We start from the raw sequence: 23771 nt of genomic DNA on the forward strand, positions 1-23771 counted from the left end.
GATGATCGCATCTTCTGAAAGGGGGAATTTCGTCTTGAGAAAAAAATTTGCAAAGCGTATTATTCCGTGTCTCGACGTCAAAGATGGACGCGTTGTCAAGGGGACGAATTTTGTCGGCTTAAGAGACGCGGGAAGTCCGACGGAATTAGCCGAACGCTATGACAAAGAACGTGCGGACGAGCTCGTATTTTTGGATATCACGGCGTCACATGAAGAACGCAACACAATGGTCGATGTCGTATCTGACTGCGCTTCAAAAGTTTTTATCCCACTTACGGTTGGCGGTGGAATCCGCACTTTAGAAGATATGCATCGTATGCTGAACGCGGGGGCAGATAAAATCTCTATCAATACAGCGGCGGTGAAAAATCCGGAAATTGTACGTGAGGGAGCCTTGCGGTTCGGAAGTCAATGTATTGTCGTTGCAATTGATGCACGACGTAATGGCATAGACTCCTGGGAGGTCTATGTCAACGGTGGCAGAACACCGACAGGGATGGACTGTATTTCTTGGGCAAAGGATGTTATTGCGCTTGGTGCGGGGGAAATCCTGTTGACTAGTATGGATGCTGATGGTACAAAGAATGGTTATGATATTGCACTCACGCGTGCGGTATCGGAAAATGTCAACGTACCCGTCATTGCTTCCGGAGGTGCCGGCAAATTGGAGCATTTCTATGATGTCCTTGCCGAAGGAAAAGCGGATGCCGTATTGGCTGCGTCATTGTTCCACTATGGAGAACTTTCCATAAATGAAGTGAAGATGTATTTGAAGTCGCGCGGACTGGAGGTTCGATTCTGATGAGTGTTGATATTTCAATGGTGAATTTTGACGAACACGGGCTTGTTCCTGTTGTTGTGCAGGAAGAAAACAATCAAGTCCTCATGCTTGCGTACATGAATCGTGAATCCCTTGAGAAAACAATGGAAACGGGATTCGCGTGGTACTACAGCCGCAGCCGCAAGAAGCTGTGGAAAAAGGGTGAAACCTCCGGAAACGTGCAGCGCGTGCAGGAACTTTCCTATGACTGTGATGGTGATACGATTCTGCTGCGTGTCAAACAGACGGGGGTAGCCTGTCATACGGGGACATATTCATGCTTTAATGGCAGAAAACTCTATCCTGCCAGTGAAAACAGTATTATTCCTGTTGATGCGAGAGATGAGATGCCGCTTGCAGAGGTTCTGTCCGATCTCTATCAGGTGATTCAGAGCCGCCGTCTGCACCCAGTCGAAGGTTCCTATACAAATTATCTCTTCGATAAAGGTCAAGACAAGATCTTGAAAAAGCTTGGCGAGGAAACAGCAGAGACAATTATTGCGTCTAAAAATAACATCCGTGAGGATGTGCTCTATGAAATGGGAGATCTCTGGTATCATTGCCTGGTCTTGCTCGCGTATCACAATATGACGCCGGAGGATTTGCTCGAAGAACTGAAGCGGAGACACAACGGCGGCAGCTATCATAAGTTTGCCGGAAAAACAGGAATGCGTCCGGATATGTAATTTTTACAGCGATTACTCCCTCCAACTATCCATAATGGTAATTATGGATAGTTGGAGAAGCTAACGTTTTTATCGTGAGAGCTGTGTAAAAATATGTGAATTTTATAACTTGTCATTGACAATAACGCAATTTGAATCTATAATTTAGATGTTGGGTTATATAATTTTTGATTATACTTTTAATCAAGGAGAGTGTTCTTTTATGGCAAAGAATCCGGTCAAAATCACTGAGACTGTCCTCCGTGACGGCCACCAGTCACTGTTGGCAACCCGCATGAGAATCTCGGACATGCTTCCGCAGCTTGCGGCGCTTGACGCCATTGGCTACAACTCGCTTGAAGCATGGGGTGGTGCTACGTTTGATAGCTGCCTGCGCTTCCTTGATGAGGATCCGTGGGAGCGCTTGGATATCCTGAAGAAAAACCTCAAGACGCCAATTCAGATGCTTCTCCGCGGTCAGAACTTGCTCGGCTATAACCACTACTCCAACGACGTGGTAGAGAAGTTCGTTCAGAAGGCATCCGAGCATGGTATCGGCGTATTCCGCATCTTTGATGCACTCAATGATATTCGTAACCTCAAAGTCGCGATTGATGCAGCACTCAAGTGCCCTGAGAAACCGCATGTTCAGGGCTGTCTGGTCTATACGATCAGCCCTGTTCATACGAATGAGAGCTTTGTTGAGCTGGCAGTTGAGCTTGAAAAGATGGGCTGCCATTCCGTCTGCATCAAGGATATGTCGGGACTTCTGAAGCCGTATGTGGCAGAGGATCTGGTCAAGAAGCTCAAGGCAGCTGTAAAGATTCCCATCGATCTGCACACGCACTGCACATCAGGATTTGGCCATGCAACCTATCTGAAGGCGGTTGAAGCCGGTGTTGATATCATTGATACTGCACTTGCCCCCTTCTCCAGTGATACTTCGCAGCCGTGCACGGAGACGATGGTTGCCATGCTCGAGGGTGAGGATCGCGATACAGGGCTGGATCGTCAGGCGATGACGCCGATTTCCAAGTACTTCCTTGGTGTCAAACAGGATCTCATTAAGACCTTCAACCTCAAGGGATACTTCGATGTGAACCCGAATGTTCTCGACTTCCAGATTCCCGGTGGTATGCTTTCGAACCTTGCGAACCAGCTCAAGGAAGCGGGTATGGAGGACAAATATCAGGATCTGCTGGATGAGATGCCGCGTGTTCGCAAGGATGTCGGCTATCCCCCGCTCGTTACGCCGTCCTCGCAGATTGTCGGTACGATGGCGACCTTCAATGTCATGACCGGTGAGCGCTACAAGATGGTACCGACCGAGTTCAAAGATCTCGCACGCGGCAAGTTCGGCAGGACACCGGTTGAAATTGATCGCAAGTTCCTGACTGACACGCTTGGTATTGCTCCTGAGGACATCATTGATGACTGCTCCATCGAGGATGCAAAAGCAACGACGTTCGCGGAGTTCAAAGAGGAGCTCAAGAACAAGGGATATATCAACCCCTCGGATGAGGATGTTCTTTCCTATGCTCTCTTCCCGCAGGTTGCTGAGGAGTTCTTCCAGAAGCATTACAAGCCGATTACGGCATATGTCAAAGAGTAATACGTAAATTCTTCTTTAAAAAAGCTAGGGCTCATTCAATAGAACCCTAGCTTTTTTCATGGGAAGAATACCGATTTTCCGATGAATTCCCTTAGTATGGAGTTGTTAGGAATATTGTCGATTGCGTTGATTTCATCGACGTATTGAAGGAAACGCAGAATCCAACGTGCTTCAGTATAACCTTCTTCCCCACGATTGATCTCTTCAAGAAGAGGGACAGCGTATTTCTTTAAGATCCCGATTTCATAAATCAGAGCTGAGTTGAATAAGACATCTGCATTCTCTTGAAATGGGAAGATGTACTTCTCCTCTCCTGCTCTGACATCCGGCCATTGACGAATACTTTTCAGCGCTTTTGCTCCGCGGAATTGATAATCCCGTACAAGACGGCGTAAGAATCTCACCTCTGTTGTGGGAATCCTGTTATGTGCATCAATATTTAGCTGTGTCAGTGCACTGATATATATTTTGTACTTGTTAATACATGGAATATCTTTTGTTAGATACTCGTTTAATCCGTGGATTCCTTCGATGATAATTGGTTGATCTTCTTTGATTGAGAGAAATGTATCCTCCCTCCATTCTCTCATCCCAGAGATAAAATTATATCGTGGAATCTGGACTTTGTGTCCTGCCAAAAGGCTGATCATATTTTGATTAAACAACTTTGTATCGAGTGCATCAAGAGCTTCGTAGTCATATTGACCCTTTTCATTCAGTGGAGTGTCCTCTCGGTTAAGGAAGTAATCATCTAAGGAGATCATAACAGGACGAAGTCCATTGACGCGTAACTGAACTCTAAGTCTCTGCGCAAAGGATGTTTTCCCAGATGAGGATGGACCTGCGATCAGTATGAGTCGGATATCCTCTCTGTGTGCAGAAATATGGTCTGCAATTTGCGCAATTCGCTTTTCCTGCAACCCCTCTGAGATACGGATCAGTTCCCCAATGTCATTTTCTTTATTGATACGGTTCAGATCAGATATAAAGCGACATTCTAAGATATCAGCCCATGCTTTTGATTCAGCTAGGATTGAACCAAATTTTGGTTGGTTAACTCGTTCTCTTATGCGGCCTTTTGTCATTTCATCCGGTGTACGAATCAATACACCGTCAGATTCATGGTCTAACTCAAATCGACTGAGATCTTTTGTCTCATGAAGCATAGGACCGTATAGATAATCAACATAGTCCTCACATGTATATATGCTGATGACTGGTTGTTGCAAAGCAGAGATCAGATTTACCTTTCCCTCACGACCTGGCTTTCGAAAGAGTTCAATGGCCTCTTGGCGTGGAATGCTCCGTTTAACAATGGGAAGATTAGCGGCGATCATCTCCCTCATTTTGGAATCTACTTCCTGTATGAAATGATCGTTAACTACTCCGTTGGGGCGCTTAATTTCGCAGTAGAGGCCCTTATTTACCGTGAATTTTGCTGTTACCTCTGCATTCTTTTCCAGCTGATCTACTGCTGTGATCAAGAGGAAGAGTACAGAACGGCGATAGATACTCCATCCTACTGCTGAGTCCAATTCGATGAAACCAATCTCATCCGTATCCGTGTATGGTGTTTGAATATCCCGTATTTCACCATTGATTTTTGCAGCCACAATTTGACTTCGATATGATGCTTGTGCTTCGGAAGCCATCTCAATCAAATTTTTTTCCATGGAAAACCCCTTCCCTTCTTCTCTATATAAAAATCCTGCTCCAATTACGAGCAGGATTTTTCAAACTTATCTTAGATGAAGAGCATCACAACCTGATATGTAATAGCTCCCATGACAGCTGTGCAAGGGATTGTCATGACCCAAGCAACCACCATTTGCTGGGCGACCCCCCAGCGAACAGCATTGATGCGTTTTGCTGCACCAACGCCCATGATCGATCCAGAAACCACATGTGTTGTACTCACGGGAAGATGTAAGAGAGTTGCACCGAATATGATGATGGAGGAATTAAGATCTGCCGCAAATCCAGAAATCGGCTGAAGCTTGAATATTTTTCCACCGATTGTCTTGATGATACGCCAGCCCCCTACGGCCGTTCCACAGGCCATAGCAGTCGCTGCGAGTACCTTGACATAGGTTGGAACCTCGAATGCGTCGATATATCCGCCGGCAAGCAACGCGAGTGTCATAATACCCATAGATTTTTGTGCATCATTGGAACCATGTGAAAATGCCATCGTTGCTGCTGTTAGAATTTGCATCTTCTTGAATTTTCCGTTGATGGATGTGGGGCGGAAACGACCGAAGAAACGGAATAAGAACAACATAATGACACATCCCAATGCCATGCCCACAAGCGGTGAGAGGATCAGGGAAAGAATGATTTTTCCAATTCCATAGAAATTTAAGCCCTCCATACCAGAGGAAGACATGAGCACAGCACCGATCAAACCACCGATAAGTGCATGGGAACTACTGGACGGCATACCGAATCTCCACGTAATGATATTCCATATAATCGAGCCAAAGAGTGCCGCAATCAGCACGTGTTCATCTACGTGGGAGGCTGATTTGACAATATCCGATCCAATGGTCTTTGCAACCCCGGTACTGTACATGGCACCTAAAAAATTAAGTACGGCAGCCATGATAATTGCGTGTTGAGGGTGAATGGCTCTGGTCGAAACCGAGGTGGCAATCGCGTTTGCCGTATCGTGGAACCCGTTAATGAAATCGAATATAAGGGCTAACAGTATAACAAGAAAGATCAAAAGCTGGAAATCAGGCATATTTCATTACCACTCCCCGCAGCATATCCGCAATGAGTTCACAATGATCCAGCGTATCTTCCAGCTGTTCTAACACGTCTTTCCATCGAATCAGTTCGATGGGATCTTTTTCATTATCGAAAAGATAGGCAACCTCACTTCGATAGATGAGATCTCCTTCGCTTTCATAGCGTTCGATTTTGTGCGATGCATCCAGTATCTGTACTTGGTTTTTTCGGATGTTTTCAAGATAAGAAACGGCCCGTACAACTTCTTCCGTAGCAGAGATTAGGAGGTTTGTCAGATTGATTGCACCTGCCATGGGCTTTCCCATGCGGTACATCTCGTAGCGCTGCAGTATTCCCTGTAAGAGATCGACTCCGTCATCAAGGTCATTTGCCAAGGCATAGATGTCTTCTCGATCAATGGGGGTGATAAAGGTAAGGTTTAATTTATCAATAATACGGTCATTGATAGCATCTGCTTCGTGTTCAATACGATTGATTTCCTCCACTTTTGTTCCTGTGGTCGTATAGTCCTTCATAACATCATCTAAAACCAATGCGCCTGTATGAAAGAACTTCGCGCTCTCAAGGAATAGGTCAAAGAATTCGTCATCTTTCTGCTTGAAATTAAACATATATCCAGATCCTCCCTAAGAAGATGTAAAAGTTGGAGGCGTATACACAAAACTTATAGACTAATAATATCATTATTTCAGATTGACAGCAAGACAAAAATTTGAAAACAGTCGACACTGTAATTCAATATTTATGCAACCTAATATTCATAATAGCAATATAGCAAAAGAGCAGCATTGAGTTGCTGCCCTCTTACTATAATTTATCTATCTGATATTTGTATTGTATGCGTTACATAGGGACGTCTATCTCGGAGATGGTAATGCGCGGAGCTTTCCCTTTCGGCAGGAGTGTAAATACGGACGAGAGGAGTTTTTGGGTGTAGGGATGCTTTGCATGAGCAAGATCCTGTCCATCCAGCTGCTCCACAACCTTTCCAAAGTACATGACGACAACGCACGTGCATAAACGCGACACGAGTGCAAGGTCATGACAGATGAACAGGATTGTCAGATTTCGTTCCCGTTGAATACGGACAAGCAGTTCAACAATCGTCTCCTGCACAGAAACATCAAGCGCACTCGTTGCCTCGTCACAGACCAGAATCTCCGGCTCCAATGCCAGTGCGCGCGCAATTCCAACGCGCTGGCGCTGTCCCCCGCTCATATTTGCGGGGTAGCGTTCGGCAAAGTCCTCAGGAAGATCGACAAGACGCAGCAGCTCGGCTGCCTTGTCATGTGCGCTCCCTTTGAGGAGTCCGAAGTTCCGCAGCGGTTCACAGATGATGTCCTTAATCTTCATCTTCGGATTGAAGGATGTTGTAGGATCCTGAAAGACCATCTGGATATTGCGCCGCATATTGCGGGCATCCTCGCCCTTCAGCCCCGTAATTTCCTTGTCTCTGAAGAAGATTTGACCCTCAGATGGTGCATGAAGCTGCATCAGTGTGCGCACAAGCGTACTTTTTCCACAGCCGCTTTCACCGACAATGCCGAGGATTTCTCCACGATATACGGGAAATGTCACATCATTACATGCCGTAAGAACTTTGCCGCCCTCAAGGGGGAAGCGTTTGGTAATATGCTCGATGCGCAGGATGATCTCACGCTCCGACTGCGTCATAACGCTTTCCTCCAATCTGTGGTACGGCACGCAGGAGTTCCTTGGTGTAGTCCTTCTGCGCGTGTTCAATAATTTCTTCGGCAGTGCCATGCTCGATGACATTGCCGTTCTGCATGACCATGATCTGATCCGACATATAGGCTGCGACACCGAGGTTGTGTGTCACAAGGACAATGGATGTGCCATCCTTCTGGCAGATGTCCATCATCTCATTGACGACCTGTGCCTGCGTGGTCACGTCCAACGCAGACGTTGGTTCGTCAGCCAGCAGGAGTGCCGGCTTGAAGAACATCGCCATTGCAACGCCAACACGCTGACGCATGCCGCCTGAAAGTTCAAACGGAAAGCTCTTCATTACATTCGCGGGATTGGACAGATGCATACGTGCAAGCATATCCTGTGCCTGCGCAGCTGCCTCCTTCGCACCGATGGACTCATGAGTCTGAATATACTCCACAAACTGCTCACCGATGGTACGAATCGGATCCATCATGCTGCCGCTGTCCTGGAAGATCATCGCAGCTGTCTTTCCGCTTACGTGACGCCACTCCTCAGCGCTGCACTTCGTCATATCCTTCCCGTCATAGAGGATCTCGCCCGCCGTTACTCTGCCGACATGCGGCAGGCAGCCGAGCATCGCCCGAATGACGGTGGTCTTCCCGCTGCCGCTTTCGCCGACAATGGTCAGCACTTCCCCGTCCTTGAGGGTGAAGTCCACACCGTGCACCATTTCTGTGCCTTCGTATGCGATTTTTAGCCCTCGCACCTCAATCAACATTCGGGCTTCTCCTCCTTATTACTTCGCAGGTTTGATCTTGCTCGTGATCCAGTAGTAATCCGCAGGATGCATAATCGCACCCGTGATCTTGGTCGAGCTGACGATGTTTGTCTCGGGGTAGCCGAGGAACAATGCAGCTCCATCATTCAGCAGAATCTGCTGCATGTCGATCATCAGCTGACGGCGTTTTGCACGATCAAACTCAACGGCAAGCTGTGCGCAGAGTGCATCATATTCGGGGTTGCTGTAACCGGAGCCGTTTTGCGGGTTGTTGCCGTTCACGTTCGTGCGCCAGTACCAGTTGAGGTAGATCTCGGGATCACCCGTATTTGCCGTGGTAATATTGGAAATCAGAAGATCGTACTCTCCGTTGATTCCAATTTTGTCGAGCAAATTGTAATCGACAGACTTTACCTTTACGTCAATACCGACCTTCTTGGCATCTGCCTGTACTGCCTCTGCATAGATCGGCAGCTCTGCGCGGCTGTTGTAGATAATAAAGTCAACGGAAAGCGGTTTGCCGTCCTTGTCACGGATGCCATCACCATCCGTATCCTTCCAGCCTGCCTCGTCGAGGAGCTTATTCGCGCGATCGACATTGTAGGCATTCGGGTCGGTGAGCTGATCGAAGCCATAGTCGAGAGAGGGCGGGACAGGAGCCTTGCCCGGGATGAAGGTTCCCTTCAGGATGACCTCATTGTACGACTTACGATCTGTCATTGAGATAAACGCAGCGCGTACCTTCGGATCGCCGAGAATCCCCTTCTGATTAATGCGTGCGAGAACCGTACGCAGCGATGCGATACGATCTACATGGAACTTCGACGTATCATTAAAGAGGCCAAGATCACCTGCGGCGATGTTGACCGCCATATCGACTTCTCCCGACTGGAGTGCCATTGCGCGCGTGTTCGGATCGTCGATCGACGGGATCTCGACCGTCTCATACGGCACTTCGCCGCCCCAATAGTTCGGGTTCTTCTTCATGACGGCCTTTTCCTTCACGAAGGATTCGCAGACGTAGGGACCTGTGCAGATGGGACCCTGCGTTGCGAAGTTGCGCTCCTTCTCACTCTCAACATCGACAATGAGAAAAAGCGGATCTGCAAGGTAGCCGAGCATGCTCGGTGCAGGTTTATCCGTTGTAATCTTGAGTATCTGCCCGTCTGCAGTCATATTTGTATACGTGAAGAATGTTGCTGCGCGTGTATTCTTTGCAAACGCACGCTCAAGTGATGCCTTGACCGCCTCTGCCGTAAGTGGGCGCCCGTTCGAGAATTTGACATCACGAATCTTAAATGTCCACGTCAGCTTATCATCGCTGATTTCCCAGCTCTCAGCAAGCCACGGTTGGATATTCATTTTCTCATCAAACTGAGTTAGTGTTTCGCCCATGCCGTAGCGCATGACGACCCATCCGAAGGCATTTTCCGTCGGTTCGAGCGAGTCTGCAAAGTTCGTTACGCCAACCTTCAGCGTCGTCTTGTCCCCTGCAGACTGACCGCCGCCGCAGCCCGTCAGCAGTGCAGCTGCCATGCAGCCTGTCAGCAGTGCTGTCAGCCATCGTTTTTTCTTTCCCATATGTTCCTCCTTTAATTTGCCTTGCGCGGGTCCATAATATCCCGCAGACTATCTCCCCAAAGATTAAATACCGCGACGACGAATACGATCGCCAGTCCGGGGAAGATCATAAGCCAGGGTGCCGTCTGGATCAGCTGACGCCCCTCATTCAGCATGAGCCCCCACTCCGGTGTCGGCGGCTGTGCGCCAAATCCGAGGAAGGAGAGCCCCGCAAGCTCCATCATGAGTGCGCCGATGTCGAGTGCGGCGGTCACAATGATAATCGGTATGATATTCGGCAGGATATGCCGACGAATCATCGCAAGCGGTCGTGTACCATTTGTAATTGCAGCAGCTAGGAAATCCTGCTGCTTAACCTTCAACGTCATACTGCGTGCAAGACGTGCATACTTTGTCCAGCCTACAATAACAACGGCGAGCACTGCGTTGACTGCACTCCCGCCGAGCACGCCGGCAATCGCAATGGCAAGCACGATGCCCGGAAATGCAAGGAACACGTCGGTCAGACGCATGATGGCATTGTCCACCTTACCGCCCACATAGGCAGAGATCACACCGATCAATGTGCCAAGTCCTGACGAGATGATGACAACTGTGAGCGCCATCGTAATCGAGATGCGTGCACCGTAGAGAATACGCGTAAAGATATCGCGCCCGAGCTTATCTGTGCCAAAGTAATGCTCAGCGGATGGCGGCAGGAGAGAATTCTGAATCTGCGACTCATATGGATCGTATGACGAGATCAGCGGTGCACAGATGGCGACAAGCACAATCAGCAGGATGATGCCTGTATAGATACGAAACAGCAGTTGATCCCGCGTCATGCTTTCGCCCCCTTCCTGAGTCTCGGATCAAGGTACGCATAGGATATATCAACAATGAGGTTCACAAACATATAGAGTGTTGCAATCCAGAGGACAAAGCCCTGGAGGAGCGGATAGTCGCGTGCTTCGATCGCACGCACCGCAACGCGTCCGATGCCCGGCCACGAAAAGACAATCTCAATGACGGCAACCCCGCCGAGCAGCCAGCCAATGGAAAGCCCAAGCAGTGTGATGAGCGGCAGGAAGGCATTCGGCAGAACGTGACGAATGAGGATGCGTGTCATCGACATGCCGCGTGCCTTGAGACCCGTGACGTAGTCCTGCCCGAGCTCCTCAAGCACCGCCGTACGCACCTGACGCGTATACTTCGATGACAGCAGGATGGCAAGTGTAAAGGCAGGGAGAATCATACGATCAAGGCTGACCTCGCCGCCTGCAATCGGGAAAAGTCCAAGCTTCAGACCGAATACATAGAGCAGAATAAGGCCCACCCAGAAGCTCGGCATGGAGACACCGAGAAAGGTGAAGAATCGTATGACTTGATCCGGCCACCGATTACGATAGAGTGCTGAGATAACTCCTGCCGGAATGGAGATCGAGAGCATCATCACCACCGCTGTCCCCGCAAGCAACAGTGTTCCCGGCAGATTCTGCAAGAGTTTATCCTGTACCGGAATTTTTGCCGAGTAGGAACGCCCCATATCCCCGTGTACCACACCGTTCAGCCAACTGAGATACTGTTCGTGGAACGGTCGATCCAGCCCCAACTCGTGACGTGTACGCTCGATGGTCTCTTGTGATACAATCGTATCGCCGGTTTCGAGAATCGCATCCACAGGATCGCCCGGCGCAATGAATGTCAGACTGAACGTCAGAAAACTGACCCCCAGCAGGGTAATGATCATCTGCCCCAGACGCATCAGGATCGCTTTTGCACTCAACTCCCCAACTCCTTTGTTGTCGTGTAGAAAATAAAACCGCCTGTCTCTTTTAAGACAGGCGGAAGAATGCACACAAAAAACAACGATCTTACGGCACTCCCTAGTGCTGTAAATCGCACATCCATCTTCCCATCTCTCGTGAGTCCATCAATGAATCTTATTGCGAGCAGGCTTTCCGGCTCATAGATCGCTGCATTCTTCCGCCTTCCCAGGATTATCCCAGTGACTTTACAGGCACAGGCTCTGCGCCTGTGGAAGAACACTCCCTATTTACGGCTGCGGGACAGCATGGGAATTTCACCCATTTTCCTCTCATCGCTCAACGGAATGCGCACAAAGCAATATTCATCCGTCGACACTCGCAACGTCATTTATTTGGTTTTCAACATAAGTTCAAACGTAGTATATCCATATTAGATATGCTTGTCAAGCCATTTATTTCAGATTATTGTATTGGGATAGTCAAAAAGTCCCTTGTATTTCATCTTGATTCTTTCTTAAGGAATCGCTGATAAAATGAAGTCCGTCAGATTGGCGTAGATTTTTTCGTCCGAACAAGGAGACAAACCGGACGCATAGCAAGGGCTATGTGGAGGATTTGTCGACACAGTGCGGGCAAAAAAGATGCGCCAAGATGGCGCGGCTGAATTTATCAGTGCTTCCTTAACATAGATTCAATGCATGCGTGGAATTTCTTTCATGATATACCTTACGCAGGAGTATGGCTGCACAGATGGCGCGTATACTCTGATCGAGTGCTAGTGAAAGCCATGCACCCTCAAGTCCCATATTGCACTCATAGAGGAAAATATAGGTGATAATCGGCCGCAGTACCGTTATACTGATAAAGGAATAGGCTGCTACCTGTGATGTCTTTCCGCTTGCGCGCAGAATACCGGCACAGACCATCTGGTACGCCTCTGGAAAACTGACCGCTGCGACGTATGCGATAATCAGGCTGCCAAGAGGTAGGAGAGCTGCATCACGCGCATAGACGGCAAAGATTTCCTCGCGCAGTAAGAAGGTTATGAGGAATACAATGACGGAGAAAATCAAACTCCAGCGCATCCCCGTCCAGAGATAGCGGCGCCATTCATTCTGCTTATGGCTGTCTCGGTTGTGTCCGGCGAGAACCGTGCTTGCTTTTCCCATCCCATTGCAGAAGCTGTAATAGAAATCACAGAAGTTCATTGCTATTGCATGGATGGCATACGGAATCGTCCCCAGTTCCGCGACCATGCGGGTGTAGACGACCATGCCGATGCGTTCAAATCCCTGCTCACTGAAGATACCGCCGAATACGCTGAGGAATTCACGCAGATAGGTGCGCGTCAGACGATAATTTCCCTGTGCAAAGATCCCCCATGCATAGAGTACGCGCAGGGTGAGATAGGTTGACCAAAGTGTTCCGCCGATTGTTCCAAGCGCAGCACCAAGAACGCCGAGCTGTGGGAATGGCCCAAGTCCAAAGATCAGGAGAGCATTGAGGATGACGTTGACGACGTTCCCCTGTATGTTGATCGAGAGAACACGCATGGACTCCCCGCGTCCAAACATGACCGCCTGCATGAGCGTCGTCACGGAGGTGATGAAGACAGCGGGCAGCGTCCAGAGCCCGTAGATCATCGCATCGGAGAGATAGTCTTGCTGTGCACCCATCCACAGGAGAATTGCATCGAGATAGATGAAGAATCCGATATGTGCGAGTCCAAGGACAACAAAAACAAGAACGATTGTTTTTTTGAGAATATCACCATAGGCGTCGTGCTGATCGCGGCCAAATCGCTCCGCAATCAGTATGGTGACGGCCGACGCGACTGAACGTGCAACCGTCAGGAGCATCATACGTGGCTGTGAAAAGATGCTGACGGCAGCAATGGCACCCGTTCCCAGACTGCCAACCATAATGATGTCCGCATTGCTCAGAAAGATCATCAGGACACCTTCCAGTGCGGCAGGAAGGCCTATTCTCAGATAATTTTTGTCATAGGATGTCAGCACGCTACCATCTCCCTGTTTATCCCCATATTCCAATTCAACAAAACTATCACAGAATGATAATACTTGTCAACACAGACAGGGCGAAAAGATGCGCTAAGATGGTGGTGCAGAATTTATCAGTGCCGCCCTAGGAAGGGCTGATAAATTTTGCATAAAAATAAGGGGCACCGAAAGATAACGGCGACCCCAACTTTTTTACTAGCGATTTAAGGAAGCACTGATAAATTCAGCCATGTCATCTTGGCGCATCTTTTTCGCCCTCTCTTCGTCGACAAATCCTCCACATAGCTTCGGCTATGCGTCCGGTTTGTCTCCTTGATCGAACAAAAAATCTACACCAATCTGACAGACTTCATTTTATCAGCGATTCCTTAATGCACGATGTGCAATGTCCTTACGATAATAGGCATCCTTAAAGGATATTTTCTCGACCGCAGCGTAGGATTTTTTCACCGCAGATGCGATGTCTTCCCCCATACCGACAACTCCAAGTACGCGCCCACCGTTCGTGATGATTTTTCCGTTCTGCTTCGCCGTTCCTGCATGGAACACAAGCGCGCCCGTGTCCTCCGCATCTCTGATCCCACGAATCTCATGCCCCTTTTCATAGGATGCAGGATATCCGCCTGCCGCCAAGACAACACAGACGGCTGCCCCGCTTTTCCAATGTATAGGCACATCCGCGAGTGTTCCATCAGAACAGGCGCACATGATCTGGACGAGATCACCATCGAGTAAAGGCAGAACCACTTGTGTCTCGGGATCACCAAAGCGTGCGTTGAACTCGACGACCTTTGGTCCGTCCTTTGTAATCATTAGGCCGAGATAAAGACAGCCGCGATAGACTCTGCCCTCTTTTGCCATGGCGGCAATTGTCGGTTTCAGAATCTCCTCTGTTGCACGTTCTGTCATCTCCGGTGTCATGACAGGGGCTGGAGCATAGGTGCCCATTCCGCCCGTGTTCGGACCCTTGTCTCCGTCCAGAGCACGCTTATGATCCTGCGCGCTGATCATGGGACGGATGATCTTCCCATCGGTGAAGGCAAGCAGCGACGCTTCCTCCCCCTCCATAAACTCTTCGATAACGACGCGTGTTCCAGCCTTGCCGAAGGTATTATCCTCCATGATTGTATCTATGGCATCGAGTGCCTCCTGCTCCGACATGGCAACAATGACGCCCTTGCCTGCGGCAAGTCCGTCTGCCTTGACAACGATTGGCGCGCCCTCTTTGCGAATATATGCGCGCGCAGGTTCTGCCTCAGTAAAGACTTCGTAATGTGCCGTTGGAATCCCATACTTCTTCATGAGATCCTTTGCGAAGGATTTTGAACCCTCAAGCTCTGCCGCATTTGCGCGCGGACCAAATGCACGAATCCCTGCACTCTCGAGATCGTCCACAAGCCCATTTGTGAGAGGAATCTCGGGACCGACGACCACAAGCCCGATTTCTTTCTCCTTGGCAAATTTCAGGATGGCTTCGTTGTCCGTTGCAGAGATGTCGATCTGCTCCCCCATCCCTGGGTTTCCTGGCAGGGCGTAGATGCTGTCCGTCAACGGACTCTCTTTGAGTTTCCAGAAAAGCGCGTGCTCGCGACCGCCTGATCCGATTACAAGAATGTTCACGTCGTCTTCCTCATTTTTCCAACTGCCCGGCAAGATATGCGTTGATTGCGCTGTCATAGTCAGCGGTATGGGCAAATGCCTCATGTGCAAGCCGCATCCGTGTCATGCCGTCGACCGCGCCGTCCTTCTCGATCTTCTCCGCAATCTCCGCATAGCGCGCGGGATTTGTAATCACGGTGACAAATTTGAAGTTTTTCGCTGCAGCGCGAATCATTGCAGGACCGCCGATGTCAATCTGCTCAACAGCCTCAGCAAGCGTAACATTCGGATTTGCAACCGTTTCCTTAAAGGGATAGAGATTGACCGCAACGAGATCGATCGGTGTAATTTTTAGCTCGCGCAATGCCTTCTCATGTGTCTGATTGCCGCGCACGGCAAGAATGCCACCATGCACGAAGGGGTGCAGCGTCTTGACGCGTCCGTCCATGATCTCGGGGAAGCCTGTCACATCGCTGACATAGATGACAGGGATACCCGCCTCACGGAGTGTCTTCATTGTTCCGCCCGTGGAGACAATCTCGACTCCTGCTTTATGCAGTACGCGTGCAAATTCCACCACACCTGTCTTGTCGGATACACTGATCAGAGCACGTTTTATCTTCATAATGATCCTCCTTCAGCGACGGGCAGGATGTGAACCCTTCGCCCATCCGTACGCAGTCTATCTTCCACATAGAGTTTGATTGCCTCCGGGAATATCCGATGTTCCTGTTCCAGAACGCGCGCTGCAAGTGTTTCCTCGGTATCGTCCTCCATCACAGGAACAGACGCCTGTAGAATGATGGGGCCGGAGTCCATTCCTTCATCCACGAAGTGAACGGTGCAGCCGCTGACCTTCACACCGTAAGCAAGTGCGTCACGATGGGCATGTGCTCCCGGAAAGCTCGGCAGGAGTGCAGGGTGGATGTTCAAGATACGACCCGTATACGCATGGACGAAAACGGGAGAGAGAATCCGCATGAATCCTGCAAGAACTACGAGGGTTACACCGTGGGCATGCAGCTCATCCAGCATGGCGCGCTCGAAGTCTGCACGCTCCGCAAAGTCCCGATGGACGACGGCAACGGCGGGAATCCCCTTCGCCCGCGCGCGTTCGAGTGCATAGGCATCGCGCTTGTCTGCGATGACGACGGCAATTTCAGCAGGGATCTCTCCACGCTCAATTGCCTCGATAATCGATGCCAGATTGGAACCGCGTCCTGAGCAAAGTATGCCAAGCTTTTCCTCACGCATCAAAGACACCGCCCTTGATAACGACCTCATGCGCCCCTTCTGTTACATGACCGATGTGGTACACTGTCTCATTCTGCGCATTCAACTGAGCCTTGATACGATCCGCTTCGTCCGATGAAACAATGAGTACCATACCGATGCCCATGTTGAATGTGCGGTACATCTCCGTCCAGTCAACATTCCCCCACTCCTGCAGCAGGCGGAAGACCGGCGGGATCGTCCATGCCGCACCGTTTACCTCTGCCCCCATATGCTCTGGCAGAGCGCGTGGAATATTTTCGTAGAAACCGCCGCCTGTGATATGCACCATGCCGTGAATATCAAACGCCCGAATGAGCGGCAGACAGGTGCGCGGATAGAGACGTGTCGGCGTCAGCAGTTCCTCGCCAATGGTTTGGCCGAGTTCCTCTATATACTCATCGCCTTTGAAGCCCTTGCGCTCAAAGACAATTTTGCGTACGAGAGAGTATCCGTTTGAGTGTACCCCTGACGACGGCAAACCGAGCAGGATATCGCCTGCTTTTACACGGGCGGGGGTAATGAGCTTGGAGCGTTCTGCGACGCCCACGGAGAACCCTGCAATATCGTATTCTCCTATGGGATAAAACCCCGCCATCTCCGCTGTTTCGCCGCCGATCAGGGCACAGCCGGACTCCTTGCAGGCACGCGCAACACCTGTAACGACCTCGGCGACCTGCATCGGCTCGAGCTTGCCGACGGCAAGATAGTCGAGGAAGAAAAGAGGTTCTGCCCCCTGTACGAGAATATCGTTGACGCACATCGCGACTGCGTCCTGCCCAATCGTATCGTGTTTGTTCAGTAGGAAAGCGAGACGCAGCTTCGTTCCGACACCATCCGTTCCCGATACAAGAACCGGCTCTTTATAGTCCTTGGTATTCAGGGCAAACAGCCCGCCAAAGCCGCCGAGATCCCCCATCACCTCCGAGCGATAGGTCGCACGGACGGCATCCTTAATCAGAGATACAGACTCGTTTCCTGCATCGATATCAACACCCGCATCACGGTAGGTCATTCTCTCCATCGGCTCTCAAAGCCCCCTTTCACGCTGTGCAATCCTTCTCCGTTCGAGAATGATCTTATCGTCCTCATCGAGGGTAGCATCTTCCTCTGGCACAGGATAATTGTTGTTGAAGCAGGCATAGCACATATGATTTGGGTTTAGTGCCGGAACACATTGTTGCAGCCCTTCGATTGAGATGAAATGGAGTGAATCAGCCCCGATGAAGTCGCAGATCTCCTCCACGCTCTTGGTCGCGGAGATCAGTTCTTTGCGGATGGATGTATCAATGCCATAGTAGCACGGATCGGTAATCGGTGGACTGCTGATGCAGACGTGAATTTCACGCGCTCCGGCGTTTCGCAGCAGCCGCACGATCTTTCCGCTCGTCGTACCGCGTACGATGGAGTCGTCTACCATGATGACCGACTTCCCCGCTACAACGGAATGTACGGGGCTCAGTTTCAGCTTGACTGCCGCATCGCGCTGCTTCTGCGTCGGCTGGATGAATGTGCGTCCAATGTAGCGGTTCTTGATCAGCCCTTCGGCAAATGGAATGCCTGTCTCATAGGCGAAACCGGTCGCTGCAGTTGTGCCGGAGTCCGGGACAGAGATGACGACATCGCCGCGAAAACCGGACTCGCGTGCGAGAACGCGTCCCATCTCAAAGCGCGCCGCATGGACGGACTGCCCATCAATGATGGAATCCGGGCGCGCAAAATAAATGTATTCGAAGATGCAGGAAGCGACATCTTCCCCATTGGAAAAGCGATAGGACTTGAGCCCGTTGCTGTCGATGACGACCATTTCACCCGGCAATACATCGCGCACGAATACAGCACCGTTGACATCAAGGGCGCAGGTCTCTGAGGACAGAACCCATCCGCCCTCCGATGTCCGTCCGATGCAGAGTGGTCGGAATCCCTGTGGGTCACGCACGCCGATCAGCTTATCCTCTGTCATGATCGAAAGACAGAAAGCACCGCGTACCACACTGACTGCCTCGAGGATGCGCTCCTCGATGGAAGTCTTCTGTGAGCGTGCGATGAGATGAACAAACACCTCGGAATCAATTGTTGTCTGAAAGACCGTCCCTTTGCTTTCAAGATCGCGGCGAATCAGCGCAGCATTCGTAAGGTCGCCGTTGTGGGCAAGGGCAAGGGCTCCACCTGCGTAGTTGACACGCAGAGGTTGCGCGTTTGCAGCAAGACTGAAGCCTGTTGTCGCGTAGCGGACGTGCCCGATGGCAATCTTGGCATTATCAAGATGCGGAAGCTGTTCGCGAAATACCTCGCTGACCAGCCCCATACCTTTTTTCACATCAATCCAATACCCATCCGTGAGTGCAATGCCTGCACTCTCTTGTCCGCGGTGCTGGAGTGCAAAGAGTCCAAGATACGTCATCTCGGAAACGTCCTCTGCATGGGAATAGACCCCGTAGATGCCGCACTCTTCTTTCCACTTTGGCACTTTTTCGTACATGTCTCTTACGATTCTCCCGTCAGCCTGTGGAGCATTTCCTTGTAGGCATCCTCTACATTGCCAAGGTCACGGCGGAAACGATCCTTATCCAATTTTTCTTTCGTGTCACTGTCCCAGAAGCGGCAGTTATCCGGAGAGATCTCATCAGCAAGAATGATATTTCCATTGGTATCTTTGCCAAATTCAAGTTTGAAGTCAATAAGGTCAACGCGTTTTGTCTTTAGGAATTTGGTCAGTACATCGTTGATCTTCAGGGACATCCGCTCAATCTCATCCAGTTCCGTATCCGTTGCTATTTTCATCGCGCGAATATGATAGCGGTTGAGCATGGGATCACCGAGATCATCATTCTTGTAGCAGTACTCAATGACAGGGAACGGCATTGGTATCCCCTCTTCGAGTCCCAAACGCTGGGCAAGTGAGCCCGCCGCAACATTGCGAATGATGACCTCGAGCGGAATAATCGTCAGTTTTTTGACAAGCATTTCACGGTCACTTGGCATGGAAATATAGTGATGTGGAATTCCCTCCTTGGCAAGAAGGTCGAAGAAGAATGCCGTCATCTTGTTATTCATGACACCCTTGTCCGCAATTGTCCCTTTTTTCGCTCCGTTCCCTGCCGTTGCGTCGTCCTTGTAATAGACCAGATATTCATCCGGACGATCCGTTGCATAGATAATCTTTGCCTTTCCCTCGTAAAGAGCTTCTTTACGCTCCATCATAGGCCTGCCTTTCCTTTTTATCCAATCACTGGAAATCTATCATATACCGCAGTACAGATTAAAGCTGAGCCGCAACCCGATCTGCTTTCGCTTCGACTTCAAGTACCATCTTTTCTCGATAGTCCATCAGGGCTTCTGCAATGGAAGAATCATGGACAGCGAGAATTTCAGCCGCAAAGATGGCGGCATTCTTTGCTCCGTTGATTGCCATAGAGGCAACCGGAACGCCGGACGGCATCTGCACCGTACTGAGAAGGGCATCCATACCGTTTAATGGGGTTGCATTGACCGGTATGCCAATGACAGGCTTGATCGTATAGCTTGCCACGACTCCTGCAAGATGCGCCGCAGCTCCTGCTGCAACAATGAATGCTGCAAACTCTTTGCGGTGATCTGCTTCCATGACAAAATCACGCACGTTTGACGGGGTGCGATGTGCTGAAGCAACCTTGACTACAGGCTCAATGCCGAATTGCTTAAGGAGCTCCACTGCAGGCTTTAAGATTGGCCAGTCAGAGTCGCTTCCCATGAGGACTGCTACCTTCATTTTACCATCTCCTTGATCTCTATGATAACGAGATTTTAGAGTCATGTCAATAGAACGAAAAGGACTGCCGTACAGAAGTACAGCAGTCCTTATATTATCCAAACTTAGTGTTCGTCGGTGGTATCATGAAGCGGCTCGCCGAAGATGAGCGTATCCAGCAGATCGATGAGCTGATTGATCTCCGGCTTCGACACCTGTCCGGATGCGCCGAGGCTTTCACCCTTGCGCTTCATTTCCTCACTGATGAGGGAGGAGAAAAGAACGAGCGGAACCTCGCCCAGACGGTTATCTTCGCGCACGAGCTTGAGCAGACGATGTCCATCCATTTTCGGCATCTCAACATCGGAGATAATGATGCGCACATGGTTTTCGATCGGACCATTCTTGCGTGCAAGATCCTGCAAGTAATCCCATGCATCCTGCCCATTGCCGAAGTCGCGGATGAACTTGTACCCCGCCTCGTGTAATGTGTTCACAAGGAGGTCACGCAGCATCTTGGAGTCCTCTGCGACCACGATATGCGCTGTTCCGCGGCGGGTCTTGGCATCCTGTGTTGCCTCTGTGACCGTTGTGAGCTTCTGGTTGATCTCCGGGTTGATCTCGGCAATGATGGTTTCAAAGTCAAGCAGGAGAACGATGCGATCCTCCATCTTGATGATACCGACAACGCGCGATCCCTCACCGACGTTCGGTGCCGGCTCCATGTTCTTCCACGAGATACGGTGAATGCGGTAGACACTCCCGACAAGGAAGCCGATATCGTAGTTATTGATCTCCGTAACAATGATGTTCTGGAGCTCATCTGCCGTCTGGAGATTCAGGCAGCGTGCCATATTGACGAGCGGGATTGCCTTGCCGCGGAGCGTAAACAGTCCGTCGACATAGGGATGTGCTTCGGGCATTGCTGTGACCGGGGTGCGTGTAATGACCTCACGGACCTTTGCGACGTTGATGCCGTAGTTCACCTTCCCAATGCTGAACTCGACAATCTCAAATTCGTTTGTTCCTGTCTCAAGCAGGATACCTTTTCTCTCTTCTGCAACCGTCTCTGCCATTTATCTCTCTCCCCCATGCTTGTAAACATTGTTTGCTATGCTCTCTATTCGCCCTTCAGAAAAAAAATCCTGCCTGTTTAAAAAAAAACTAGGACTTTTTGTTGCCTGTGGATAAATATGTCCATCCATCACGCTGCTCAATGAGCCCTTCCTTCAGCAAGCGACCAAGCGCACGCTTGAATGCAGCCTTACTGATGTGAAAGCGATCCTGAATGACCTCCGGCGATGTTGCATCGGTGTATGGCATCCTGCCGTTATGGTCGTTCAGGAGAGCGAGGAGCCGATCTGCGTCCTCCTGTTGTGCCGTTTCCTTTGGTGATCGCAGGGAGGCATTCAGTCGCCCGTCCTCACGCAGGTAGGTCACGCGCATTTCGACGGTTTCGCCGACACGCGGCCGTTTGGGAATCTCGCGGTGGTCGATAAAGACAATATAGCGTTCTTCGGTAAAGAGAAATACACCGCGTTCCGTAATATTGTAGACGGAACCTCTCAGGCGGTCTCCTACGCGTACGCCTTCGGCAGGACGTGAGGCGCGGCGCAGCTCGTCCTCGACCTCCATGGTTACGGCAAGGCGTCCGGATTTGTCGGTATAGAGCTTTGCCCAGACAGTCTCACCGACCTGGGGGCGGCCTCGCATCCCTGCGTAGGGTAGAAAGATACCGCGCTCAGCCCCGACATCGAGAAACGCGCCTTCCTTTGTGACGTTGATGATGCGCAGACGAGCGACCTGCCCCTCCTTCATGCGGGGCGTCCGCATGCTCGCAGTGAGGCGGCGTTTTGGATCGAGGTAAAGAAAGACGCGAACGCGATCACCAATCTTGACGGGGGCTGTCTGCTGAACATGGTGCAGCAGGATGTCGTCACTGGTGTTCCCGGTCTCTGCATCCAAAAATACGCCAAGTTCACTCTCGCGTACGGCGGTGAGTTCGGCGACCTGACTCGGACCGTATTTGGATGGGCGTTGGTTATGCCCCGTTTTTCGCGTTCTTTCCTGCATCTTTCCTATTCCTCGTATGGCGTCAGCTTGGCATCGCCCCACAGGCGTTCCAGCGCGTAGTATTCGCGTGCGTCCTGCTGGAAGATGTGCGCGACGGTATCACCGTAGTCGAGCAGAACCCACTCTCCTTCACGATAGCCTTCCTTGTGGAGAAATGAAATCCCCGCTTCCTCCATTTTTTCCTCAATGTTATCTGTAATTGCGCGCACCTGTGTTGCGGTATTCGCCGAGCAGATGACAAAATAGTCATTCGTTGACATCAGACCGATCATGTCCATCTGCACGATATCGCGTGCTTTTTTTTCATCCGCCGCCGCGCAAATCACACGGCATTTTTCCTGCTCTGTCAAGCTGTTCCCTCCTGTTACTCCGTACCCGCTGTCTCCGGCGGGAAAAGTTCATGAATAATTTCATCCGTTGCCGCACGATCCATGATCCAGATGGTATCATCGCTCCGTGAGAAATCACCGGGCAGCATGATTGTGCGCGGCGGATCGCTGCTCAGTTTCCGAATGACATTGCCAATGTGCACGGAGTCAAAGAGCTCAGCACTGGTTGTGACATTTTGTTTCAGGATATCTGCGATGGTCGGGATCTTTGGCAGTGTATCGACGCGCAGGAGCTTGGCATAGAATGCCTTGACAAATTTCTGCTGCCGCTGTGTCCGCCCGAGATCGCCGAGGTCGTCGCTCCGATAGCGCAGATAGTGCTCTGCGCTCTTTCCGTCCAGATGGCGATACCCCTGCCGCATATGGATCGAAAGCTGCGCCTCGGGATCGTCATAGTCCATGTTCTGCTCGATATAGAGGTCGATACCGCCGACCGTGTCCACAATCTGTGCAAATGTCGCAAGATCGATGATAACGTACTGATGAATGGAGATGTCAAACATTTGGTTGATCGTCCGCACCATCAGGGGAGCTCCGCCGACGGCGTAGACATTGGATAGTCTGGTTTCGCCTTTGTCCTGCGCCATGACCACCCATGTATCGCGCGGGATGTTGAGGATACGCACTTTGCCCGTTGCATTTTCCATGCTGATGAGGAGAATGGCATCGGCTCGTTTTTCCTCGTCGTTATCCATATTGACCGCATCATCCAGACCGAGTACCAGTACATTCGTATAGCCGTCAAAGCGAACGTCAACCTCTCCGCGATTTGCTTCCTGACGGATCAGGTATGCCTCATACATATCTCGCACATCACGGTACGCCTGTACGCCCCATCCGATGACATAGTATCCTCCGATACTGAGTGCTGCAAGGAGGATAATGGTGCAGATGAGGCGAATGATGCCGCGCAGAAATGCCATACGGCGTTTGCGTTTTCGCTGACTGCGGCGCTTGTTGATATTTTCACGTGAGTTTTCACTTTGTAATTGAGCAGCAAGTTCCTCTGCGTCGTATTCCGACATCATCCCCCCCTCTCTGTCCATGCAATAGAATCA

At 50.4% G+C, this 23771-nt stretch carries 24 protein-coding genes, 1 pseudogene and 1 riboswitch; of the genes and pseudogenes, 4 read left to right on the plus strand and 21 right to left on the minus strand.

What is annotated here, in order from left to right:
• Position 1 precedes the first annotated feature (1 nt).
• From hisF to BCS37_RS05385, 3 genes are all read left to right on the plus strand, one after another.
• The gene (gene hisF / locus BCS37_RS05375) at positions 2-802 is read left to right on the plus strand and encodes an imidazole glycerol phosphate synthase subunit HisF (RefSeq protein ID WP_069180505.1); all 801 of its coding nucleotides are present in this window, start codon (positions 2-4) and stop codon (positions 800-802) included.
• Positions 802-1506, plus strand: coding sequence for a bifunctional phosphoribosyl-AMP cyclohydrolase/phosphoribosyl-ATP diphosphatase HisIE (gene hisIE, locus BCS37_RS05380; protein WP_069180506.1), 705 nt, complete (start codon positions 802-804; stop codon positions 1504-1506). Before hisF ends, hisIE begins: the two co-directional genes overlap by 1 nt.
• A 202-nt stretch (positions 1507-1708) precedes the next feature.
• Positions 1709-3097 carry a pyruvate carboxylase subunit B gene (locus tag BCS37_RS05385; protein WP_069180507.1) on the plus strand — a complete coding sequence of 463 codons (1389 nt, stop codon included), beginning with the start codon at positions 1709-1711 and terminating at the stop codon, positions 3095-3097.
• Positions 3098-3153: 56 nt separating this feature from the next.
• Here the strand turns inward: BCS37_RS05385 and BCS37_RS05390 are convergent, their stop codons facing one another.
• The 8 genes from BCS37_RS05390 to nikB form a co-directional block, all read right to left on the minus strand.
• Positions 3154-4770 (minus strand): nucleoside kinase, encoded by a 1617-nt coding sequence (locus BCS37_RS05390; RefSeq protein WP_069180508.1) that lies wholly within the window; start codon positions 4768-4770, stop codon positions 3154-3156.
• Between the two features lie 71 nt (positions 4771-4841).
• A complete protein-coding gene (locus tag BCS37_RS05395; protein ID WP_069180509.1) occupies positions 4842-5840 on the minus strand; it encodes an inorganic phosphate transporter in 999 nt (332 codons plus the stop codon).
• The gene (locus BCS37_RS05400) at positions 5833-6459 is read right to left on the minus strand and encodes a DUF47 domain-containing protein (protein WP_069180510.1); all 627 of its coding nucleotides are present in this window, start codon (positions 6457-6459) and stop codon (positions 5833-5835) included. Before BCS37_RS05400 ends, BCS37_RS05395 begins: the two co-directional genes overlap by 8 nt.
• Before the next feature lie 232 nt (positions 6460-6691).
• Entirely contained in the window at positions 6692-7522 is an 831-nt protein-coding gene (locus BCS37_RS05405) for an ABC transporter ATP-binding protein (RefSeq protein WP_069180511.1), read from the minus strand.
• On the minus strand, positions 7503-8300 hold the full coding sequence (locus BCS37_RS05410) for an ABC transporter ATP-binding protein (protein ID WP_006691893.1): 798 nt from the start codon (positions 8298-8300) through the stop codon (positions 7503-7505). Before BCS37_RS05410 ends, BCS37_RS05405 begins: the two co-directional genes overlap by 20 nt.
• A gap of 18 nt (positions 8301-8318) precedes the next feature.
• A complete protein-coding gene (locus BCS37_RS05415) occupies positions 8319-9881 on the minus strand; it encodes an ABC transporter substrate-binding protein (RefSeq protein ID WP_069180512.1) in 1563 nt (520 codons plus the stop codon).
• 11 nt (positions 9882-9892) lie between these two features.
• Positions 9893-10705, minus strand: a complete 813-nt coding sequence (gene nikC / locus BCS37_RS05420; protein ID WP_069180513.1) for a nickel transporter permease — start codon at positions 10703-10705, stop codon at positions 9893-9895.
• A complete protein-coding gene (gene nikB, locus BCS37_RS05425) occupies positions 10702-11646 on the minus strand; it encodes a nickel ABC transporter permease (protein ID WP_173862589.1) in 945 nt (314 codons plus the stop codon). The genes nikC and nikB overlap by 4 nt, the downstream gene beginning before the upstream one ends.
• Positions 11647-11794: 148 nt before the next feature.
• A riboswitch (cobalamin riboswitch) is annotated at positions 11795-11994 on the minus strand.
• Between the two features lie 168 nt (positions 11995-12162).
• Between nikB and BCS37_RS12235 the strand changes: the two are divergent.
• A pseudogene (locus BCS37_RS12235) lies at positions 12163-12313 on the plus strand (secretion protein HlyD).
• On the opposite strand, the gene BCS37_RS05430 reads toward BCS37_RS12235, so the two are convergent.
• From BCS37_RS05430 to BCS37_RS05485, 13 genes are all read right to left on the minus strand, one after another.
• Complete coding sequence (locus BCS37_RS05430) at positions 12310-13647, minus strand: MATE family efflux transporter (RefSeq protein ID WP_069180514.1); 1338 nt, start codon at positions 13645-13647, stop codon at positions 12310-12312. The pseudogene BCS37_RS12235 and the gene BCS37_RS05430 sit on opposite strands and share 4 nt — an antisense overlap.
• Positions 13648-13853: 206 nt before the next feature.
• Complete coding sequence (locus BCS37_RS12240) at positions 13854-13979, minus strand: secretion protein HlyD (RefSeq protein ID WP_237142746.1); 126 nt, start codon at positions 13977-13979, stop codon at positions 13854-13856.
• 28 nt (positions 13980-14007) lie between these two features.
• Entirely contained in the window at positions 14008-15270 is a 1263-nt protein-coding gene (purD, locus tag BCS37_RS05435) for a phosphoribosylamine--glycine ligase (protein ID WP_069180515.1), read from the minus strand.
• 10 nt (positions 15271-15280) lie between these two features.
• The gene (locus BCS37_RS05440) at positions 15281-15874 is read right to left on the minus strand and encodes a hypothetical protein (RefSeq protein ID WP_069180516.1); all 594 of its coding nucleotides are present in this window, start codon (positions 15872-15874) and stop codon (positions 15281-15283) included.
• Positions 15871-16503: a phosphoribosylglycinamide formyltransferase gene (gene purN / locus BCS37_RS05445; protein ID WP_069180517.1), complete on the minus strand. Its 633-nt coding sequence runs from the start codon at positions 16501-16503 to the stop codon at positions 15871-15873. The genes BCS37_RS05440 and purN overlap by 4 nt, the downstream gene beginning before the upstream one ends.
• Entirely contained in the window at positions 16496-17545 is a 1050-nt protein-coding gene (purM, locus tag BCS37_RS05450) for a phosphoribosylformylglycinamidine cyclo-ligase (protein WP_069180518.1), read from the minus strand. Before purM ends, purN begins: the two co-directional genes overlap by 8 nt.
• Positions 17546-17551: 6 nt before the next feature.
• Positions 17552-19003 (minus strand): amidophosphoribosyltransferase, encoded by a 1452-nt coding sequence (gene purF, locus BCS37_RS05455; protein WP_069180519.1) that lies wholly within the window; start codon positions 19001-19003, stop codon positions 17552-17554.
• A 5-nt stretch (positions 19004-19008) separates the two neighbouring features.
• A complete protein-coding gene (purC, locus tag BCS37_RS05460) occupies positions 19009-19722 on the minus strand; it encodes a phosphoribosylaminoimidazolesuccinocarboxamide synthase (RefSeq protein ID WP_069181553.1) in 714 nt (237 codons plus the stop codon).
• 61 nt (positions 19723-19783) lie between these two features.
• Positions 19784-20272: a 5-(carboxyamino)imidazole ribonucleotide mutase gene (gene purE, locus BCS37_RS05465; protein WP_069180520.1), complete on the minus strand. Its 489-nt coding sequence runs from the start codon at positions 20270-20272 to the stop codon at positions 19784-19786.
• 104 nt (positions 20273-20376) lie between these two features.
• Positions 20377-21327 carry a chemotaxis protein gene (locus BCS37_RS05470; protein WP_069180521.1) on the minus strand — a complete coding sequence of 317 codons (951 nt, stop codon included), beginning with the start codon at positions 21325-21327 and terminating at the stop codon, positions 20377-20379.
• A gap of 88 nt (positions 21328-21415) precedes the next feature.
• Positions 21416-22324 (minus strand): CvfB family protein, encoded by a 909-nt coding sequence (locus BCS37_RS05475; RefSeq protein WP_069180522.1) that lies wholly within the window; start codon positions 22322-22324, stop codon positions 21416-21418.
• 5 nt (positions 22325-22329) lie between these two features.
• Positions 22330-22674 (minus strand): ribosome silencing factor, encoded by a 345-nt coding sequence (gene rsfS / locus BCS37_RS05480; RefSeq protein ID WP_069180523.1) that lies wholly within the window; start codon positions 22672-22674, stop codon positions 22330-22332.
• A gap of 14 nt (positions 22675-22688) precedes the next feature.
• A complete protein-coding gene (locus tag BCS37_RS05485; RefSeq protein WP_069180524.1) occupies positions 22689-23738 on the minus strand; it encodes an LCP family protein in 1050 nt (349 codons plus the stop codon).
• Positions 23739-23771: the final 33 nt, after the last annotated feature.

The organism is Selenomonas sp. oral taxon 920 (genome assembly GCF_001717585.1).
Taxonomy (GTDB): Bacteria; Bacillota; Negativicutes; order Selenomonadales; family Selenomonadaceae; genus Centipeda.

Coding starts and splice junctions, on each gene's coding strand:
- purF (WP_069180519.1), bottom strand. CDS start 19,003: ATGTACGAAAAAGTGCCAAAGTGGAAAGAAGAGTGCGGCATCTACGGG.
- BCS37_RS05485 (WP_069180524.1), bottom strand. CDS start 23,738: ATGTCGGAATACGACGCAGAGGAACTTGCTGCTCAATTACAAAGTGAA.
- BCS37_RS05410 (WP_006691893.1), bottom strand. CDS start 8,300: ATGTTGATTGAGGTGCGAGGGCTAAAAATCGCATACGAAGGCACAGAA.
- purC (WP_069181553.1), bottom strand. CDS start 19,722: ATGGAGCGTAAAGAAGCTCTTTACGAGGGAAAGGCAAAGATTATCTAT.
- BCS37_RS05440 (WP_069180516.1), bottom strand. CDS start 15,874: ATGAAGATAAAACGTGCTCTGATCAGTGTATCCGACAAGACAGGTGTG.
- BCS37_RS05470 (WP_069180521.1), bottom strand. CDS start 21,327: ATGGCAGAGACGGTTGCAGAAGAGAGAAAAGGTATCCTGCTTGAGACA.
- purN (WP_069180517.1), bottom strand. CDS start 16,503: ATGCGTGAGGAAAAGCTTGGCATACTTTGCTCAGGACGCGGTTCCAAT.
- BCS37_RS05475 (WP_069180522.1), bottom strand. CDS start 22,324: ATGCAGGAAAGAACGCGAAAAACGGGGCATAACCAACGCCCATCCAAA.
- hisIE (WP_069180506.1), top strand. CDS start 802: ATGAGTGTTGATATTTCAATGGTGAATTTTGACGAACACGGGCTTGTT.
- purM (WP_069180518.1), bottom strand. CDS start 17,545: ATGGAGAGAATGACCTACCGTGATGCGGGTGTTGATATCGATGCAGGA.
- BCS37_RS05395 (WP_069180509.1), bottom strand. CDS start 5,840: ATGCCTGATTTCCAGCTTTTGATCTTTCTTGTTATACTGTTAGCCCTT.
- BCS37_RS05405 (WP_069180511.1), bottom strand. CDS start 7,522: ATGACGCAGTCGGAGCGTGAGATCATCCTGCGCATCGAGCATATTACC.
- BCS37_RS05400 (WP_069180510.1), bottom strand. CDS start 6,459: ATGTTTAATTTCAAGCAGAAAGATGACGAATTCTTTGACCTATTCCTT.
- hisF (WP_069180505.1), top strand. CDS start 2: ATGATCGCATCTTCTGAAAGGGGGAATTTCGTCTTGAGAAAAAAATTT.
- purE (WP_069180520.1), bottom strand. CDS start 20,272: ATGAAGGTAGCAGTCCTCATGGGAAGCGACTCTGACTGGCCAATCTTA.
- BCS37_RS05390 (WP_069180508.1), bottom strand. CDS start 4,770: ATGGAAAAAAATTTGATTGAGATGGCTTCCGAAGCACAAGCATCATAT.
- nikC (WP_069180513.1), bottom strand. CDS start 10,705: ATGACGCGGGATCAACTGCTGTTTCGTATCTATACAGGCATCATCCTG.
- BCS37_RS05415 (WP_069180512.1), bottom strand. CDS start 9,881: ATGGGAAAGAAAAAACGATGGCTGACAGCACTGCTGACAGGCTGCATG.
- BCS37_RS05385 (WP_069180507.1), top strand. CDS start 1,709: ATGGCAAAGAATCCGGTCAAAATCACTGAGACTGTCCTCCGTGACGGC.